Origin of the sequence: Bradyrhizobium lupini (genome assembly GCF_040939785.1) — a bacterium.
GTDB classification, from domain to species: domain Bacteria; phylum Pseudomonadota; class Alphaproteobacteria; order Rhizobiales; family Xanthobacteraceae; genus Bradyrhizobium; species Bradyrhizobium canariense_D.
On sequence record NZ_CP162553.1, the window covers coordinates 6,794,256 to 6,810,822 of the forward strand.

General features: G+C 58.7%; 15 protein-coding genes and 1 pseudogene. 9 read left to right on the top strand and 7 right to left on the bottom strand.

The window, feature by feature from the left end; genetic code table 11:
• Positions 1 to 202: 202 nt before the first annotated feature.
• The 4 genes from AB3L03_RS32475 to AB3L03_RS32490 form a co-directional block, all read right to left on the bottom strand.
• Complete coding sequence (locus tag AB3L03_RS32475; RefSeq protein WP_368507725.1) at positions 203 to 1,969, bottom strand: adenylate/guanylate cyclase domain-containing protein; 1,767 nt, start codon at positions 1,967 to 1,969, stop codon at positions 203 to 205.
• A 176-nt stretch (positions 1,970 to 2,145) separates the two neighbouring features.
• On the bottom strand, positions 2,146 to 2,262 hold the full coding sequence (locus AB3L03_RS32480; RefSeq protein WP_368507726.1) for a hypothetical protein: 117 nt from the start codon (positions 2,260 to 2,262) through the stop codon (positions 2,146 to 2,148).
• Complete coding sequence (locus AB3L03_RS32485) at positions 2,229 to 3,119, bottom strand: ABC transporter substrate-binding protein (RefSeq protein ID WP_368507727.1); 891 nt, start codon at positions 3,117 to 3,119, stop codon at positions 2,229 to 2,231. Before AB3L03_RS32485 ends, AB3L03_RS32480 begins: the two co-directional genes overlap by 34 nt.
• 152 nt (positions 3,120 to 3,271) lie before the next feature.
• Positions 3,272 to 3,454 (bottom strand): ABC transporter substrate binding protein, encoded by a 183-nt coding sequence (locus tag AB3L03_RS32490; protein ID WP_368507728.1) that lies wholly within the window; start codon positions 3,452 to 3,454, stop codon positions 3,272 to 3,274.
• 338 nt (positions 3,455 to 3,792) lie between these two features.
• Here AB3L03_RS32490 and AB3L03_RS32495 point away from each other — a divergent pair, with 338 nt between their 5' ends.
• From AB3L03_RS32495 to AB3L03_RS32525, 7 genes are all read left to right on the top strand, one after another.
• A complete protein-coding gene (locus AB3L03_RS32495) occupies positions 3,793 to 4,716 on the top strand; it encodes a dienelactone hydrolase family protein (protein ID WP_368507729.1) in 924 nt (307 codons plus the stop codon).
• A gap of 330 nt (positions 4,717 to 5,046) precedes the next feature.
• Entirely contained in the window at positions 5,047 to 5,178 is a 132-nt protein-coding gene (locus AB3L03_RS32500) for a hypothetical protein (protein ID WP_283806965.1), read from the top strand.
• A 751-nt stretch (positions 5,179 to 5,929) separates the two neighbouring features.
• Positions 5,930 to 6,076, top strand: a complete 147-nt coding sequence (locus tag AB3L03_RS32505; RefSeq protein WP_368507730.1) for a hypothetical protein — start codon at positions 5,930 to 5,932, stop codon at positions 6,074 to 6,076.
• Between the two features lie 693 nt (positions 6,077 to 6,769).
• The gene (locus AB3L03_RS32510; RefSeq protein ID WP_368507731.1) at positions 6,770 to 7,075 is read left to right on the top strand and encodes a hypothetical protein; all 306 of its coding nucleotides are present in this window, start codon (positions 6,770 to 6,772) and stop codon (positions 7,073 to 7,075) included.
• A gap of 613 nt (positions 7,076 to 7,688) precedes the next feature.
• On the top strand, positions 7,689 to 8,297 hold the full coding sequence (locus AB3L03_RS32515) for an NYN domain-containing protein (protein WP_368507732.1): 609 nt from the start codon (positions 7,689 to 7,691) through the stop codon (positions 8,295 to 8,297).
• Between the two features lie 647 nt (positions 8,298 to 8,944).
• On the top strand, positions 8,945 to 10,174 hold the full coding sequence (locus AB3L03_RS32520) for an ABC transporter substrate-binding protein (protein ID WP_368507733.1): 1,230 nt from the start codon (positions 8,945 to 8,947) through the stop codon (positions 10,172 to 10,174).
• 192 nt (positions 10,175 to 10,366) lie between these two features.
• Positions 10,367 to 10,642 (top strand): DUF1254 domain-containing protein, encoded by a 276-nt coding sequence (locus AB3L03_RS32525; protein ID WP_368509100.1) that lies wholly within the window; start codon positions 10,367 to 10,369, stop codon positions 10,640 to 10,642.
• Positions 10,643 to 11,209: 567 nt separating this feature from the next.
• Here the strand turns inward: AB3L03_RS32525 and istB are convergent.
• Both istB and istA read right to left on the bottom strand, forming a co-directional pair.
• Positions 11,210 to 11,953 (bottom strand): IS21-like element helper ATPase IstB, encoded by a 744-nt coding sequence (gene istB / locus AB3L03_RS32530; RefSeq protein ID WP_007605871.1) that lies wholly within the window; start codon positions 11,951 to 11,953, stop codon positions 11,210 to 11,212.
• Positions 11,954 to 11,964: 11 nt separating this feature from the next.
• A pseudogene (gene istA / locus AB3L03_RS32535) lies at positions 11,965 to 13,498 on the bottom strand (IS21 family transposase).
• 300 nt (positions 13,499 to 13,798) lie between these two features.
• Here istA and AB3L03_RS32540 point away from each other — a divergent pair.
• Positions 13,799 to 14,218 carry a hypothetical protein gene (locus AB3L03_RS32540; RefSeq protein ID WP_368507734.1) on the top strand — a complete coding sequence of 140 codons (420 nt, stop codon included), beginning with the start codon at positions 13,799 to 13,801 and terminating at the stop codon, positions 14,216 to 14,218.
• A 27-nt stretch (positions 14,219 to 14,245) separates the two neighbouring features.
• Here AB3L03_RS32540 and AB3L03_RS32545 read toward each other — a convergent pair whose 3' ends face one another.
• A complete protein-coding gene (locus tag AB3L03_RS32545; protein ID WP_368507735.1) occupies positions 14,246 to 14,959 on the bottom strand; it encodes a hypothetical protein in 714 nt (237 codons plus the stop codon).
• Positions 14,960 to 15,225: 266 nt separating this feature from the next.
• Between AB3L03_RS32545 and AB3L03_RS32550 the strand changes: the two genes are divergently transcribed.
• Positions 15,226 to 16,206, top strand: coding sequence for a catalase family peroxidase (locus tag AB3L03_RS32550; RefSeq protein ID WP_368507736.1), 981 nt, complete (start codon positions 15,226 to 15,228; stop codon positions 16,204 to 16,206).
• Positions 16,207 to 16,567 lie beyond the last annotated feature (361 nt).

The following is a 16,567-nucleotide window of genomic DNA, read 5'->3' on the forward strand; positions in this document are numbered from 1 at the left end:
GGCGAACTGCCGTCTCCATCGGCCTGTTCGCGTTCGGCTTCGGGACTGTATTCCGAATTCCGAAAGCACTGTGATCGACTGATTATGCGGCAGGCGTGCAGGGCCTTCGCCCTGCTAACCGGCGCGGACACTTTGACTTGGGCTGAGCTGTGAGCTGGTCACGCCTGTAGCGCTGATAAGACAGCCCACTTTGTGCGACCGGTTACTCTGCGAGCCCAGCTGCTCGCAATGCCTCTTCATATCGGTGCACGTGTTCGACGTGCCGGTAAGGTCCAAGTACGCTTTTCAACTTAGAAAGACGCAGCACTGGGTTGAGGTCCTGAAGTCGTATCACTAACTTCCTCGCTTGCTCCCCGTTACCTGCCATGGCGTTGCTTGCCGCGGCGATCCGTAGTCCCGCCTGATAATCTGGAGTTTCGCGAAGGGCGCCCACCGCTAACGATGCCGCCTGCTCGTATCGCTCCAGAAAGAAGTACGCATGCGCTATCCCGATCCGCATCCGTACGGCCCACGGGTCCAATGGGCTCAGCCGCAAAGCTCTTGTGAACCGCTGAACCGCCTCTTCGGGCTCTCCCAGCCACAACTTCGTCCATCCACCCCAATTGAGGGCTTCAATGACATTCGGGTTCAGCGCGATCGACCTGTCGATCAGCGCGGAGCCTCCATCGAGATCGCGAACAACAAGACTGAGGGTCCAGCCACATTCAGCCAGTACATTTGCATCGTGCTTTCCGAGTTCGACGGCACGATGCACGAGCCTTGAGGCATCGCTAATTTCGTCCTCGGTCTCTGCGAGCCATCCGTTCGTTTTTGCAAAGGCGTAACAACTGGCAGCTCGGGCGAAGGCAGATGCATAATCAGGATCTAATTCAATAGCCCTCTTGAACAGTCGGAGTGCCTCCCTGTTAGCTTCCCGGTCCGCAAGCTGCTGATATAACTTGGCTTGGCCGCGCAAAAACAGGGTGTACGCATCAAGGTTGTCTGTAGGCTTTCGGGTCGCACGTTCTATTTCAGCCCTCTCCATGGCCGGCACGATCGCTCCTACCACATTTTCGGTCATCCGGTCCTGTAGATCGAAGATGTCGGCTAAATCACCTTCGAAACGGTCAGCCCAGTGATGCGCTCCTGTTCCGGTGTCGATCAGCTGTCCCGTTATACGTACGCGGTTTGCCGACTTGCGAACGCTACCTTCCAACACGTACCGGACACCCAGTTCACGCCCGACTTGCTCGATGTCGATGAGTTTGCCCTTGTATACAAACGAGGAGTTTCGCGCGATAACAAAGAGGGATTTGAACCGCGACAACGCCGTAATGATGTCCTCGACCATACCGTCGGCGAAATATTCCTGCTCGGGATCGCCGCTCATATTTTGGAACGGCAGCACGGCGATAGATGGCTTGTCGGGTAGGGCTAGTTTATTCGTCGGTTCGACAATTTTGAGTCCAGGCTGCTTGACACCAGCGAGCTCGAACACCCGCACGGGTCGCGCGATGTTTTTCAGCGCTATCTCCCCCTTGTCGTCGAATACGTTTTTGATACGGTCGCGGACCTGGCGATAAGCGTCATCGGAGATACAGACGCCGCCCGGCTCGGCTATGCCTTCAAGACGTGCCGCGATGTTGACGCCGTCGCCAAAGATGTCGTTGTCATCAATGATGATGTCACCGACGTGAATGCCGATACGAAATTCGATTCGCGTATGGGATAGTCCGGCAGCATCTTGCCCAGCCATACCCTCTTGCACTTCAATCGCACAGCGCATCGCATCCACCACACTGGCGAATTCGACTAGCATCCCATCACCGGTTGTTTTGACGATGCGGCCGCGATGCGAAGCGATGATCGGATCAACGAGGTTCCTCCTGACCGACTTGAGACGGGTCAGGGTCCCTTCCTCATCGGCGCCCATGAGGCGGCTGTACCCGGCGACATCAGCTGCCAGTACCGCCGCCAATCGCCGTGCCACCCGCTCTCCGGCCAAAAAATGCCCCCTAAAACTGGTAATTCTCAGCCACGCATCAAAGCATAACAGGCCGCTGCTGGACTAGGGCCGACTTCCGGTTTGGGCCAAAGGACTAAACCGCTCGCGCGGTAGGGCGACAGCCGGCAGGACGGCTGAGAGGATAGCGCAACGTCGCCGAGCTATTCGATAACATCATCAGCGCGCGCAATGAGAGCGCTGGGTAGCCGCACTCCAACTTGCCTTGCCGCTTTCTGGTTTATGATCAACTCAAACTCTGTCGGAGCCTGTACGGGCATCTCGGCAGGCTTCGCGCCTCGTAATATTCGATCGACGTATGAGGCGGCGCCAGCGTACATTTTTTCAGATCGGGCCCGTAAGAAATCAATCCGCCCGCGTCGCAAAAGAGCCGAAGCGAATAAACGGCCGGAAGTCGACACTCCGTGACAATTGCAACCATCCGATCTTTTTGAACCGCAGTGACCGCGTCGGGCAAGAAGATCAATCCGCTGTTGGGCTTCTCCCTGAATGAAAAGATAAGCTCTTCGATCCCAGCGACATCTCTCTCGGGTGTCTCAATCGAAGCTATCCCGGTCCGTTTCGCAACCTCATCGATCGAGTGTCGGAATGCGGCCGAGTTGTTTCCCGGCTCTGGGTTATAGATCACCCCTACTCTGACCAAGTCTGGCGCAACTTCCTTCAACAGAGATATCCACTTGCCGCCAAGTGTAGGCTCAAATGGGGTAAATCCTGTCACGTTTCCGCCGGGACGGGCGAAGCTTGCGACGTAATGCATCCCGACAGGATCGCTCACCATGGCAAACACCGTGGGAACGCGGGAGCCTTCGGCTTGGAGAGCAGCCATCGACGTATTCGTTGTGGCAAATATCACGTCAGGATTTGCAGCAAGCAATTCACGGGCTCCCTGCCGCGACCGTTCGGTCTCGCCCCCGGTAATCCGATAATCGATCAGCAGGTTTCGGCCCAAGGTCCACCCCCGTTCGCCGAGAACTTTCTCGAGAACCGCTTTTGCCAAGGGGGTCGTAATAAGGGCTCCGATACGGCGAACGCGATCCTGTGCTACTGCAAAGGAAATATCACTCACGGCTAAAACTATTGCACCGCCAACCAGCCGCGTGAACTCGCGACGCCGCATGACAAAGCTCCATATCAGCCTCCGACTTTAGAAGGTGTCGAGCGGGCAGAATCAAGTATTTTTATGTTCGGTAAGCCTCCTAATATCTGTCACAAGCGGGCCTCACGGCTTGCGCGCCGCAGGTCAGCTACGGCAGCTAAGCTGACTCTCCCTTATTCAATTACCGTGTCAGCCCGAGCAATCAGGCTGTCAGGAAAGGTCAGGCCGAGCGACGCCGCCGTTTTCAGGTTTATAGCGAGGTCGAAAGTTGCTGCCTGTTCGACTGGAATTTGACGAAGGGCAGTTCCCTTGAAAATATTGTCGACGTAGTGAGCTGCCCTGCGAAACACCGGCATGAGGTTGGCGGAATAGGAAGCAAGCCCTCTAAACGCACATACGCTTGGGTTTGATAGATCGGCGGCAGCGCTGCCCCGGCTGCCAAGGAGAAAATCTCACCTCTTGTAGTATCGGCCAGAACAAACAACGAGCAGCAATTCACGTGCGCTGCACAGTTGTCTTGTTGACGGTCGCGCCAATTGCTTTGTAAGTTCGTGCGAGTAACTGGCCCCAACAAAAGTATGTCTATGGTCAGCCATGACCCTCGAAAGGCAGGATAATGCTGACGGTCGGGGAGAGGCCAGCAGATCACTTAAAGTCATTTTACGCGTTCCTCCGTGCTGTGAAGGGTATTGTCATGAAAAACCGTTTCATTGCGTGTTTGTTTGCGAGCGTGATTACAGCAACGTCGACTGCAGAAGCCCAATATGCTCGACAAGCGATGCTCGCGTTCGAGTCGAGCAACGTTTCCGCCTCCGACTTTCTTCAAGGGAAGCAGGGGACACCTGTCATGATCGCTGGGCAGCTGAGGCTGCCAAAAATGGAAGGTAGACAGCCGGTCGTCGTCTTGATGCACGGCGCTCCTGCGGTCGGTGGAAGTGAAGGTCAAGTCGATACCTGGGCTCGTGCACTCAACGAAGCAGGAATCGGTGCCTTTGTCGTCGATAGTTTCAGTAGCCGCGGCGTTTACTCATTTGCGGATCTCGGCAAGATTTCGCCGATCGTGAGAGTTGCCGATGCCTATGGTGCGCTGAATATTCTCGCGAAACACCCGCAGGTCGACGCGTCGAAGATTGCCGTCATGGGATTTTCCCATGGCGGGCCGTCCGCCATCTACTCTGATCTGCAACGCTTCCAGAATATGTTGAACACTGAGGTGAAGTTTGTTGCGCATATTGGCGTCTACCCGATCTGCAACGTCGCCTACAACGAGGATGCCGAAATCACGAGTCCGCTTCTTTTGCTGCATGGCTCGGCGGACGACTGGGTTCCGTCGAAGAATTGCAGGGAATATTCGGATCGTCTCTCGAAAGCCGGCAAGAACGTTAAATATATCGAGTATCCGGAGGCGCATCACGTATTCGACGCACCTCTGTTCAGACAAGAAGCGAAATTTGCTCAAATTAATTCTCTGCGAAATTGTCATTTTGCAGAAGCAGGCGGCGGGAATATTGTGAACGTCGAAACCCAGCAGCCGACTGGGCCGAATGATCCATGTTACGAAAAAGGGTCACCGCTGCCTACAGCGAAGGTGCTACGAAGAAGGCGCACGAAGACGTGAAAAGCTTCCTGAAAAGTATTTTCGGGAGCTAACCTCGCCATAGTGCGCCTGAGGTCGACGACGCTCTCGCGATAGCAGCACAACTATTGATATCTGAAATTCGCACCGAAAGGCCCCGGCATCGTCCGGGGCTTTTTTGTTACCAACTTTTCGAGAGTTCGTATCTTTGCGGGCTCATTGGAGTGATTACGACAAGGCCAATGTCCGTTCCGGGGTCAGAGGACTAAACCGCTCGCGCGGTAGAACGCCGCGGCTGGCGACACGGCGAAGCAATAGGCGACAGCTCATTGTGACGAGCGGGGCAATTGGTGCGTAGCTGGCGACGATCCGATGATCGAGGACGTGCTGATCTGGAAGTTCGTGGCGGAGCACCAACCATTGCACAAGAGCCAGCTCGAATCCTCGATCGCGATTGTGTGCAACGTCGCGCTAGTTGGCCCCTGTCCAGGCATCTTTACGTAAGCAGACTTACAAATGCGGTGATGCTCAACGAGCAGCTCGAAACAGTTTCGGCTCTGATAGCTCCGGGGGCTTTCCAGCCGCCGGAGATCAGTTTGCCTCATGGCCTTCAAATATGAGGAGCTCACGTTTAGATTGTGTGGTGTGGTATTTTTGCTATAGCCAAGCCATTGAAAGTACAGGTGCCGCCAAACATTAAATCCCCATAGGCGATCGTCCTGATCGTCTGAAGGTTGTTTGACGCGACTAGCTCGATCACGCGGCATCGTCCCACGTCCCCCCAGCGCGGTTTCCTCCTGTGGAGGCTTTCGGACGCCGGCCCCCGTGTGCGCGGCGACGCCGTCATGGGCCCGCATCCGAAACCCTTCACAAAAGCTGCCGTCGAGGCAAATCCATATAGGCGTCCGGCTTATCAGCGGCAGCGGACATCACGACGCCGGGCGCTCTTCGGCTAACGGCAATAGGCGCCGCTCGGCGCGGGGTGCAAATGTCCAGTCTACTCTGAAAGACGGGACGACCTTGACTTCGGGCAGCGGATCTATTCAGACGGACGAGCCTAGACAGACGTGGAAAGTAACGGGTAGTCATTTGCATGGGCTGGATTCCGAATTGGCTGCGACGGGCGGATGTCAGGCTGCGGCCCAGGCCCGGCGCTCAGGTCGACTTACAACCGCTGTCGGAGCGGAGCGGCCGATGGCTGAAAGCGAATTTGTTTCGCTTCCCGGGCGCGGTATGGTCGCGCAAGCGAGGCTGTGTGGAACTGTCAGAGGGCGACGTGATCGCGCTGCATCTTGTTGTCGAGCGGATCACGGAAGCCGGGCTGAAGGTGCGGCTGTCGGGGCGCCTTCGCGGTTGGGACGGTGCGTCGCCTGTCTGGACTTTGCTGATGCGTAAGGGTTAGCGAATTTCGGCGCGTCCTGAATCGCACAGCGACGAGTGACGGCTTGGGTCAGGAGGGTCGGCTTGGGAGCGCGCGCTATATCCAATCTCCCTCCGGCGGTCCCGTGCGTGCCAGCAACCTAGCGGCCCTTTAACGGACAACTGTCTCTCGCCATGCCGACAATGAACGACAAAGCTCCAACTCCGTGCCGCGCGCTGATCGGGGTTATGAGTACCAAGCTCTAGTCCAACCGCGGCTCCAACGGGCGGGGGCGCTGAGCATTGCACCAAAGTTCCAGTTAGTGTTCGTGCGCCATCGCACTGGCCCTTTCTTTTTGCTGCGACCTCCGTCACGCAGCTGTCCATATTCAAACTCAAGGCGTTGCCGAGCTCGTGAAGCACGTGACCTGATCGCGATCATGGTACTTCGCCCGCCGAACGGCTCGATGAGTACGACACTAAACTAACATAGGTTTGGGGTTGCCAGAATTCCCGGCAGTCGTCAGATTTTAGTTGGCAGAAGCGAATCATCTTGGCATGCTCCTGTGACCGGGGCTGGCACGTTCATCCGCATCTATTTTCACCCGGGTTCTGAAGCAACGGCAACGCTGCGGCAGGCGTTTTAGCACGCTTTTTTAAGTCGATCTAAATGAACTTCTGGGGCCGCCTTTGGGTGGCCTCTTCGTTGGGCGTTCAATTTTGCGGGGACATTGCAATGGCAAAACCAGCCGTTTCCCGTGATGCCTTTCGTGGACTATTCGTTTTCTACGCGGCGAAAGCTCATCACGACCACAAAGTCGAAGCCGAGGAATGCCTTATGAGGTTGTTCGGGTCTTCGGAATACATTCCTGATAGCCTTCTGAATCAATGGTCTGAAAAAGCTGATCTACTCGGTCCAGAAACCGTAGGTAGTGTAGTGGAGCCGCGGGCCCGTGAAATTGCGAGCGGCGGCGCGCGGTACGACCATGCGAGTGATTTTCTCCACTCGCTCCTGAGAGACCTCGGCCGAAAGGTGCAGTGATCAGATGCGTTCCGCTGCTCTTGTCGGGCTCTGATCAGCTTTGAGGAAATCTTCTGTCCCTCACCAGGTCGTGAGGACCGGCGCGCTTGCTTATAAGCCCCCCGATTCTAACCCGCGCCTTCTCCTCGAGTCTGGGAGGTGCGTCGCGCCTCAATGTTCGAGGCGAGCGACCAGGCTGCTGGGGAAGTTTGATTTCGATACGGAGCCGTCAATAACATTTGGAAGACCGCCCTGGTGGCCTTGTAACGAGCTGCAGTCCTGCTGCACTCGCTGCCAGCCAACAGAGGGGTGCCTGACCGGTCAATGACGGACCATCGCCAGCCACGACCCCGTCTTTGTATAGACAGATCAAAGAGAGCAAAATCGCCGGCGTTCATCAGGGAAACCTTCACTACGCACTTGGAAATCGAGGATACATTACAAATTTGACAGGAGAACTTTCGGGCAGTGGTAGAGTTCCATGCCCGCACAGGCCTGATCTTATTTGAAGCTTAAATGTTTGACGCTACTCGACGATCTCCGGTAGCCATCCATATAGGATGCGACCAAACATCCGCGTCGCAGATTTCCGGGATGCTTTAAGCCCGAGTTGCTCCACCGAAAGCCTGGACAGATGTCCCACTCACCTGCCGATAAGATCGCGCTGTTCATCGATGGAGCCAATCTCTACGCGACGGCAAAAACTCTGGGCTTCGATATCGATTACAAGCGCCTGCTGAAGGAGTTTCAGAGCCGCGGGACGCTGCTTAGGGCGTTCTACTACACCGCGATCATCGAGGATCAGGAGTACTCCTCGATCCGGCCGCTGATCGACTGGCTCGACTACAACGGCTACACCGTCGTCACCAAGGCGACCAAGGAGTTCATCGACGCCTCCGGCCGCCGCAAGGTGAAGGGCAACATGGACATCGAGCTCGCCGTGAACGCCATGGAGCTCGCTGAGCACATCGACCAGATGGTGCTGTTCTCCGGTGACGGCGATTTCCGCTCCCTTGTCGAGGCGGTGCAACGCCGCGGTGTGCGGGTCACCGTGATTTCCACGATCGCCAGCCAGCCGCCGATGATCGCCGACGAGCTGCGGCGCCAGGCGGACGTCTTCACCGACCTCGTCGAGCTGCAGTCAAAGCTCGGTCGCGACCCATCCGAACGTCCCGCCCAGCGCGACCGGGGACACGTCCCTAAATTCTTGCAAGAGCCGAAGGGAAACGATCCCCTCGACTAAATGACCGGCGAATGCCTCTGGACGGGTCGGCCAGGAACGCTTTCGCGCTACACGGGCACCTACTATTCCTACCGCCCGGCGTGCCACACTGCATCGCTAATACCTGAGACAAGATCGAGCGCGTTCTTGTGACAGTGTCGCCGCCCGGCCATGAGCGCCATTTCGACGAGCTTGAAGTAGTTAAGGGGGGGTACTCCGGGGTCAAGTCTGGCCACTACCACGATCCTTCTGACACCCGAGCCAGCGCCAGGAAGCAAAGGCGGAGTATACGAAAGGTGCCTCACGATACGCCTCCGCCACAAAGTTGTCTGATGCACACGAGCAGATGGCCTCGGCTCGTAGCAGTCGGAAACGTTCAAGATCGTGGAGCGGCGGCTGTTGAGGCGATCATCAATTACGCCATGACCGTGACCTGGCTCGCCGGCCAAGTTCTATGCTGCGCAAGCTCAACATGCAGCCCGCCTGCACCGCTAATTCCTGCGGAAGGAATTGTGCGCTGCGTCCAAAGGTTGGATTTCCGACTGCTTAAGTGAAATGGCAGGCACGTTTCGTTGCTGCCGCGGACGCTTCTCATGCATACTCACTGATGCGCGGCTGAACAGCTCACCAGAATGGCTGAACAGTTTGTGCTTCAAGGGAGGACAACGATGCGTCATTCTTACGTCAAGCTTGTCTATTCGACCGCAATCACAGCGGCACTTGTTGCAGCGATCTCATCAAGCGCTAATGCTCAAAAGAAATACGACCCTGGCGCCTCGGACACTGAGATCAAGGTCGGCAACATTATGCCGTACTCTGGTCCTGCATCGGCCTATGCGACGATCGGAAAGACCGAAGCCGCCTATTTCAACAAGATTAACTCCGAAGGCGGCATCAACGGCCGCAAGATCAACTTCGTCTCCTATGATGATACGTACAGCCCGCCGAAGACCGTCGAGCAAGCCCGCAAGCTGGTAGAGAGCGATGAAGTGCTGCTGATCTTCAACCCCTTGGGCACGCCCGGTAACACCGCAATCCAGAAGTACATGAACTCCAAGAAGGTGCCGCAACTATTTGTCTCGACCGGAGCAGCCAAATGGAACGACCCGAAAAACTTCCCGTGGACTATGGGATGGCAGCCCAGTTACCAGGTCGAAGCTCGCATCTACGGCAAGTACATTCTGCAGAACTACCCCGGCAAGACTGTCGGTGTGCTTTATCAGAATGACGATTTTGGGAAAGACTACGTCACGGGCTTGAAGGATGGCCTCGGCGACCAAGCCGGCAAGCTTATCGTTGTCGAGGCAGCGTATGAGACGAGCTCGCCTACCGTCGATTCCCAGGTGGTGCAGATCAAGGGCGCAAACCCCGACATCTTCGTCAATATCGCAACCCCAAAGTTTGCCGCTCAAGCCATCAAGAAAGTAGCCGAACTAGGGTGGCATCCCGTGCAGTTCTTGACCAACGTCTCTGGCTCTATAGGCGGGGTCATCAAACCGGCGGGCTTCGAGGCCAGCCAAGGCATCCTGTCTACAGCATACCTCAAGGACCCCAAGGATTCAGAGTGGAAGAACGATGCATCGATGAACGAGTGGCGATCTTTCATGACAAAGTGGTACCCTGAAGGTGATCTCGATGACTCAGCAACCGTCTTTGGCTACGGTGTAGCTAAGGGCTTGGAGCAAGTCCTGCGTCAGTGCGGCGACACGCTGACCCGTGAGAATGTGATGAAGCAGGCAGCCAACCTCGATTTTGAGATTGGAATTTACATTACTGGCACACGCATCAAAACAGGCCCTGACGATTTCGCCCCGATCGAGCAGCTCCAGATGATGCGATTTAAGGGAGAAAGCTGGGAGAGATTTGGGCCGATCATGAGCGGTGCGCGAGGTTCCTGATTACGCTCCAGGCCGCTCCGCCTGTTTGTCAAAATGCTTGCGGAGCGGCCAGACGTCAAAAGCATCCCCGAGGGAACATCGGTCAATACCCGAGATGGTAAGTGCCGTCACATTTTTGGCGAGACAAGCAGATATGATTCAGGCTGAAATGGAAGCCGAGCTGGTCGCACTGTTCGGAGCTGGATTCTCAGGCTGCTAGATCCAAGGACGAGTGCGAAAGTCTTAACTGTTTCCGATCTGAATACGCAGGGCGGCCCTGGTCCCGACCGCGGGAAGCGGGGCAAGTACCTGATCGTGCCCGCCGGCCACAAGGGTGCATTGCCGAAGGACAAGAAGGACGCCGGTGAATATTTCATCGCGCGATCTCCTTCCAACGTGAACTGGCTGATCCTTCGATGGGGCCCATCGCCCGTCTCCTTCGCGGTCTTGGGTTTACGGACGACCAGGCGACCATTCAGAGGCAGCTGAGCTGGAGTTCGAAGCCCTTGCCGGATCGTGCGGCCATGCGGCGTCGGTCTTGGTCCAGAAGGCCTTATCGCCTTCCCTTCGACCACAATGAGATCCCGTGGGCCTGGCTCCCGCCGCCGCAGGTGCAGAAAAATCCTTGTCTACGGGTGTTCCGTCGTACGGCCAGGGACCGTTACGGACCTGCACGCGGTTCAGCCTGGCGTTGTCCGCGGCTGTCGCGACAGCGTGAGCGCCAGATCGGCACGCAGATCCTATAGCGGCAGCGCCCCTGTATGAATGGATAAACTTATAGCATGAAGCAATTGTATGCGGATTCCGACGAAGTCGCCCAGGCGTACCGATATGAAGTCGCCCGTGGATTCCGAGACGATGTCGCCCAGCTTTCCGATTTGATCTCCCCCAGCGGCGAGGCGTTCTGGCCGGCTGGTTCTCTGGCATCGGTCAAGCCGCGTGGTCAATCTGGAATCGCGACTTCAACCTGTTTTTCTTCTTCTGCAGTTGCTGTGGGCATGTGGGCAACGCGATTGCGTTGTCCAAGCGCAGCGGCATGTCCACAGCGCCACGGGCTCAGGTCTTTCGGGCGGATTGCCGGGTTCGGCGCAGGCTCTCACCGGTGAGGTCGAGCCGATGGGCATTGTGGACGAGGCGATCGAGCACGGCGTCGGCATAGGTGGGATCTCCAATGAGCAGATGCCACTGGTCCACGGGGAGCTGGCTGGTGACGATGGTGGAGCGATGACCGTAGCGATCTTCGAGGATTTCCAGGAGGTCGTGACGGGCACCGGCGTCGAGCGGCTCGAGTCCCCAATCATCGAGGATCAGCAGATCGACACGGCCAAGGCCGCGCAACAGGCGTGGATGGCGGCCGTCGCCGCGGGCGAGCGCCAGATCGTCGAACAGTCGCGGGACGCGCTGATAGAGCACGGAGCGATTGTCGCGACAGGCCTTGTGGCCGAGCGCCGAGGCGAGCCAACTCTTGCCAACGCCGGCCGGGCCGCAGATCAGGAGATTGACGTGGTCGTCGATCCAGCGGCCCTCGACAAGCTTAGCGAACAGCGGGCGGTCGAGACCGCGCGGGGTGCGGTAGTCGATGTCCTCGACGCACGCCTGCTGGCGCAGCTTGGCGTAGCGCAGGCGAGTGGCGAGCCGTTTGTCGTGCCGCAGCGAGGCTTCACGTTCGAGCAGCAGCGCAAGCCATTCGGTGTGACCGAGGCTTGCGGCCTCACCGGTGGCTTCGATGTCGGCGAAGGCCTTGGCCATGCCGTGGAGGCCGAGGGCGTTGAGGCGGTCGAGGGTCGGATGGGTGAGCAAGGGATGATCTCCTAATTGTAGTAGCGCGGTCCGCGGATGTTGGCATGCAGGATCGGCGCATCGTCCGCGGAACGCTGGTGAGCAGAACGCCGATCGAGATTGTTGGCGAGGATCGACTTGACCGAGCCATAGGTGCGCGCGCCGATGTCGATTGCCCGCGCAGCCGCGGCGTCCAGCCGTTCGCGCCCATAGGAGGCGGCGAGCCTGAGGATGCCGAGGCAGGCGCGGAAGCCTTGCTCGGGGAGCGAGCGCTCGTCGAGAATGAGGTCGCACAACGCGCTGGTCGCCGGCCCGATCGCGGCGGCGTCCTGGCGGATACGCGCGATGGTCCAGCCGGCGTAGCGCCGATGGCTGGAGGCCATGTGCTCCGGCACGGTGGTGTGTTTGTGATTGCCGCTCATGCGCTGATGCGCGGCGATCCGCTCGCCCTTGTGGAAGATCTCGACGGTACGGGCCGTGAACCGCACCTCGACCTCGGCGCGGGCGAAGCGATGCGGAACGCTGTAGTAATGCTTCTCCACCTCGACGTGGTAATCGAGACTGACGCGGCGGATCCGCCACTCGGCGAGGACATAGGGGGGACGCCGGCAATGGCTTAAGCGCCGGCCGGTCGACCTCCTCGAGCAACCGGCGGCGTGTCACGCCGAGCCGCCGGATCGGCCGTTCCTCATTCAGCCTCGTGAGCAGTTCGCCGATCGCCGCATTGACCTCGGCCAGGCTGTAGAAGGTGCGATGGCGCAGGCGGCCGAGCAGCCAGCGCTCGACGATGAGGACGGCCTGCTCGACCTTGGCCTTGTCGCGCGGCTTGCGCGGCCGCGCCGGCAAGATGGCGGTGCCGTAATGCGCCGCCATCTCCGCGTAGGTACGATTGATCTGCGGGTCGTACAGGCTCGCCTTAATGACCGCGACCTTGGTGTTGTCGGGCACCACCAGCGCCGGTATGCCGCCGATCGCCGCGAAGGCGCCAACATGGGCGCTGATCCAGTCGGCGAGCCCCTGCGTCCACGTCGCCTGCGCGTAGGTGAAGCTCGATGCGCCGAGCACGGCGACGAAGATCTGCGCCGTTCTGCGCTCACCGGTCAGGCGGTCGACCACCACCGGCACGCCATCGCCGGCATAGTCGACGAACAACTTGTCGCCGGCCGCATGGGCCTGGCGCATCGTCACCGACAGGCGGTCCTCCCAGGCGCGGTAGAGCTCACAGAAGCGCGAGTACCGGTATCCGCCGGGCTCGGTGGCGATATATTCCTCCCACAGGATCGACAGCGTCACGTGCTTGCGTTTGAGCTCGCGGTGCACGGTCGCCCAGTCGGGCTCGGCGATGCGGCGGTGACCCTGACGGTTGCCATTGCCGGTCTTCGCGAACAGGCGAAGTTCCAGAACCGTGTCGGTGACGTCGTCTGGCAACGGCCAGCTCAAGCCCGCGGCCTCGAACCGCCGGAGCGCCAGGCGCACCGTCGAGGGCGCCGCGCCCACCCGTCGCGCAATCTCGCGGCTCGGCAGCCCGGCCGCCTTCATTCTGATCACATCGCGCACACGGCGCATCGCAAGCCTCTCCGTCGGCATCCAGGGTCCCCTTCGCAAAGCCGAAAGAGTTGACCCTATGGGAGCCAGAAGAGGCCTCGTCACCCGGGCGACATCATCCCGGAATGGTGGGCGACATCATTTCGGAACGGGTGGGCGACTTCAAATCGGAATGGTGGGCGAGATCATCTCGGAATCCTGGGCGACATCGATCGGAATCCGCAAATTGTATTCTGGACGGCGCTCGTGAGCCTTGTCTCAGGATTTGCACTTCAGTTCCCGTCACTTTCGAGTTCGCTATCGCCAACCGAGCCATCCGGTATGCTGATGCATCTGTTCGGCTGCATGGCAATGTTTTTGGGGATCATGCTCATCGTATGTTCCCGGGACCTTACCACCCGTGCGCCGCTAGTCATGGGGGAAGCCGTTCTGCGGTTCGCCGGATTTGGTGTGATGGCTGGCTATGGCTTGTGGGGCAGTGGCGGAGCAAGCCTTATCGCAAGCGGTGCGTTCGATCTGATCGTCGCGTTGATCTACTTGATCGGGCTGCCTCGCTCCCTTCGCGTTTTCGGCCCTCGATTTGCTGTTCGATCGTCGCGTCAAGGCCGCGCGATGACCGCGGCGTCGAAAATTTCAAGTCCGGTTCGAGTTAAAGCCTGCGCAATTCAGCTTCACGTCCGGTGTACGCAGGGAAAGCAGACATCACGGCGGCTGAGGCGCTCTTTGGCAACGGAGCAATAGGGAAGGTGAGGTATCAGCTTCCACAGGTCAGCTCGTACGCCGGACGCGGAGCTTCCGAAAATGCCCGTCAGTGCCGTTGTCGACATAGAGCCCAACGCTGCCGTGCGCGTCCGGTCCGTGCTTCAGATCGTTGACGATCAAAGCTGGTTGCAAAGCATCGCCGACAAACAGCCTTGCGGTGTTATCTTTTACCTCGATGCGCACCGGCGTCCATTCGCCCGGACTCAAGTCGACGTAGGACTCGTATTGGCCCGGTGCCTCGCGGCGGAGGCGAGCAAAGTCGTAACCTGGATACGCGAAATACTGCGTTGAGTGATTGCGCCGAACTTGGTCCTCCGCACGGCCGTTGGTCGGGCGCACGTAAATGCCCTCGGTGGCAAAGGACCCATCACTTGTCTGGACCCGAAACACCACCCCAACGAACCCGCGCGCTCCTGGAGGTGCGTCGGGAAGTGGGCTACCGGCAAGTTCGATCTCGATGGTGCCGTTATGAAAGTCAAAGCTGGGCACGAAAGCAAAGGTGTCTATGTCCGGAGCAGCGCCCGAGACAAGGCGGCGAACCTCGAGCGCCGGACTGCCCCGGTAATCGACCGCCTTCACCGAGACGTTTCGTGCCGCAACCTGTGCCGCGTCATCGAGGGGGAGAAAGAACTCGGGCCCTCCCAAAGAAGACGCGTCAATCGCGGTTAATGCGGCCGCAGTGCAAGCAATGACACTCACAGTAGTCATTCTGGCAAACATAGTTGTCCCTCGACATTTTGGACGATTGCGTCCGTAAGACACCTAAAGATTTTTGCGTTCGGCCCCCCTCAATTGTGTGGCAGCCAACAAGCCGCGCCAGGGACGCACCCAGATCCGTGATCGCCGGTGCGTCCCAGTGCGCTCATGCTGAGCTTACGCGACAGGACGGGGTCAACCAGTCAAAGGTCCGTTAGAGTTACAGGGCCCCTGTTGGTCTGCTTAGCTATGCTGCTATGCTGCAATATCCGTTAGAGGAGAAGCCGCTGATGATGAACCGCAACTTCGTCGCCGCGCTGGTCACGTTTGGCCTGGCCTTGCCCGCTGTCACCCGAGCGGAGGACGCGCCGGTCGAGGAGCAGATCGTCAACCAGATGAACAAGGTATTCGGCGTCCACGCTGGATTCCGTGCCAATCACGCCAAGGGGGTCGTGGCCGAGGGGAAGTTTAAGGCATCTCCGGAAGCTGCCGGCTTGAGCAAGGCCGTGCATTTCGGCGGCACCGACATCCCGGTGACGGTGCGGTTCTCGGACTCCACGGGAGTACCAAATCTGCCCGACGGATCGGATGACGCCAATCCGCATGGCATCTCGGTGAAATTTCACCTGCCCGACGGCAGCGACACGGATATCGTGATCAATTCGCTGAAATTCTTTCCCGTCGCGACCAGCGAGGCGTTTCGCGACCTGCTCGTCGCAATCGCGCAGAGCCCGCCGGACGCGGCCAAGCCGACGAAGTTTGAGCAGTTCGTGGCAAGCCACCCCACTGTCCCGGCTGCCTTCGCCACGGTCGCCACGCCGAACAGCTTTGCTAACGAGGCCTACTTCGGGATCAATGCGTTTGTGTTCGTCAACAAAGGTGGTCAGCGACAGGCCGTTCGCTACCAGATGATTCCCGAGAAGCTCGTGCACCTGGACAAGGCGGAGGCTGCGAAGATGACGCCGGACTTCCTGATGGAGGAGCTGCCCTCACGACTGAAGCAGGGGCCGGTGACCTTCCGGTTCAAGGCGCAACTCGCTGCCGCCGGCGACTCAACCAAGGACCCATCGAAGCCCTGGCCTGATGATCGCAAGCTGGTGGATCTTGGCGTGCTGACGATCGACAAAGCCGTGGCGAACAGTGAGGAGGCGCAAAAGAAGCTCCTGTTCCTGCCGGGCCAACTCACCGACGGGATCGAGCAGTCCGATGATCCAATGGTGGATGTCCGCAACGCCGCATATGCCATCTCGTTCTCGCGGCGCAATCCCTGATCGTAACGGTCGAACAATGTCGGCAATCATGAAAGTGCTCTAGCACGAGGAGGATTTTGCAGGAGGACGCTGCTCTTCGGTGGCGCCCGTCGGGCTTTCCCGCTGGGAGCAGGCCGCCGTTCACCTCGCGAGTACGGCCTTGGCGAATCGACGAATATCCAGAACGAGGCTGCAAACAGGCCGATGTCCTTGAGGAGGAACTGGCCCGGCGCGACTGTGATCGGCTTCATGGGTACACGGCTAGGGGGGCAGTCCTCTTTTTGTCCCGGTCTGCTCGCAGCAGCTTGCTGTTGAAGTGGCGGTCGGCTGACCGAGTGCCGAACCGGCTTGAGCCCCTCATAAAGGAACCGAAGCCCATCCT

Excerpts from the sequence above, each read along its gene's own strand:
- AB3L03_RS32515 (WP_368507732.1), top strand. The coding sequence starts at position 7,689 with ATGTCCCACTCACCTGCCGATAAGATCGCGCTGTTCATCGATGGAGCC.
- AB3L03_RS32510 (WP_368507731.1), top strand. The coding sequence starts at position 6,770 with ATGGCAAAACCAGCCGTTTCCCGTGATGCCTTTCGTGGACTATTCGTT.
- AB3L03_RS32490 (WP_368507728.1), bottom strand. The coding sequence starts at position 3,454 with ATGCCGGTGTTTCGCAGGGCAGCTCACTACGTCGACAATATTTTCAAG.
- AB3L03_RS32550 (WP_368507736.1), top strand. The coding sequence starts at position 15,226 with ATGATGAACCGCAACTTCGTCGCCGCGCTGGTCACGTTTGGCCTGGCC.
- AB3L03_RS32540 (WP_368507734.1), top strand. The coding sequence starts at position 13,799 with ATGCTGATGCATCTGTTCGGCTGCATGGCAATGTTTTTGGGGATCATG.
- AB3L03_RS32500 (WP_283806965.1), top strand. The coding sequence starts at position 5,047 with ATGATCGAGGACGTGCTGATCTGGAAGTTCGTGGCGGAGCACCAACCA.
- AB3L03_RS32545 (WP_368507735.1), bottom strand. The coding sequence starts at position 14,959 with ATGTTTGCCAGAATGACTACTGTGAGTGTCATTGCTTGCACTGCGGCC.
- AB3L03_RS32485 (WP_368507727.1), bottom strand. The coding sequence starts at position 3,119 with ATGCGGCGTCGCGAGTTCACGCGGCTGGTTGGCGGTGCAATAGTTTTA.
- AB3L03_RS32480 (WP_368507726.1), bottom strand. The coding sequence starts at position 2,262 with ATGCCCGTACAGGCTCCGACAGAGTTTGAGTTGATCATAAACCAGAAA.
- AB3L03_RS32495 (WP_368507729.1), top strand. The coding sequence starts at position 3,793 with ATGAAAAACCGTTTCATTGCGTGTTTGTTTGCGAGCGTGATTACAGCA.
- AB3L03_RS32520 (WP_368507733.1), top strand. The coding sequence starts at position 8,945 with ATGCGTCATTCTTACGTCAAGCTTGTCTATTCGACCGCAATCACAGCG.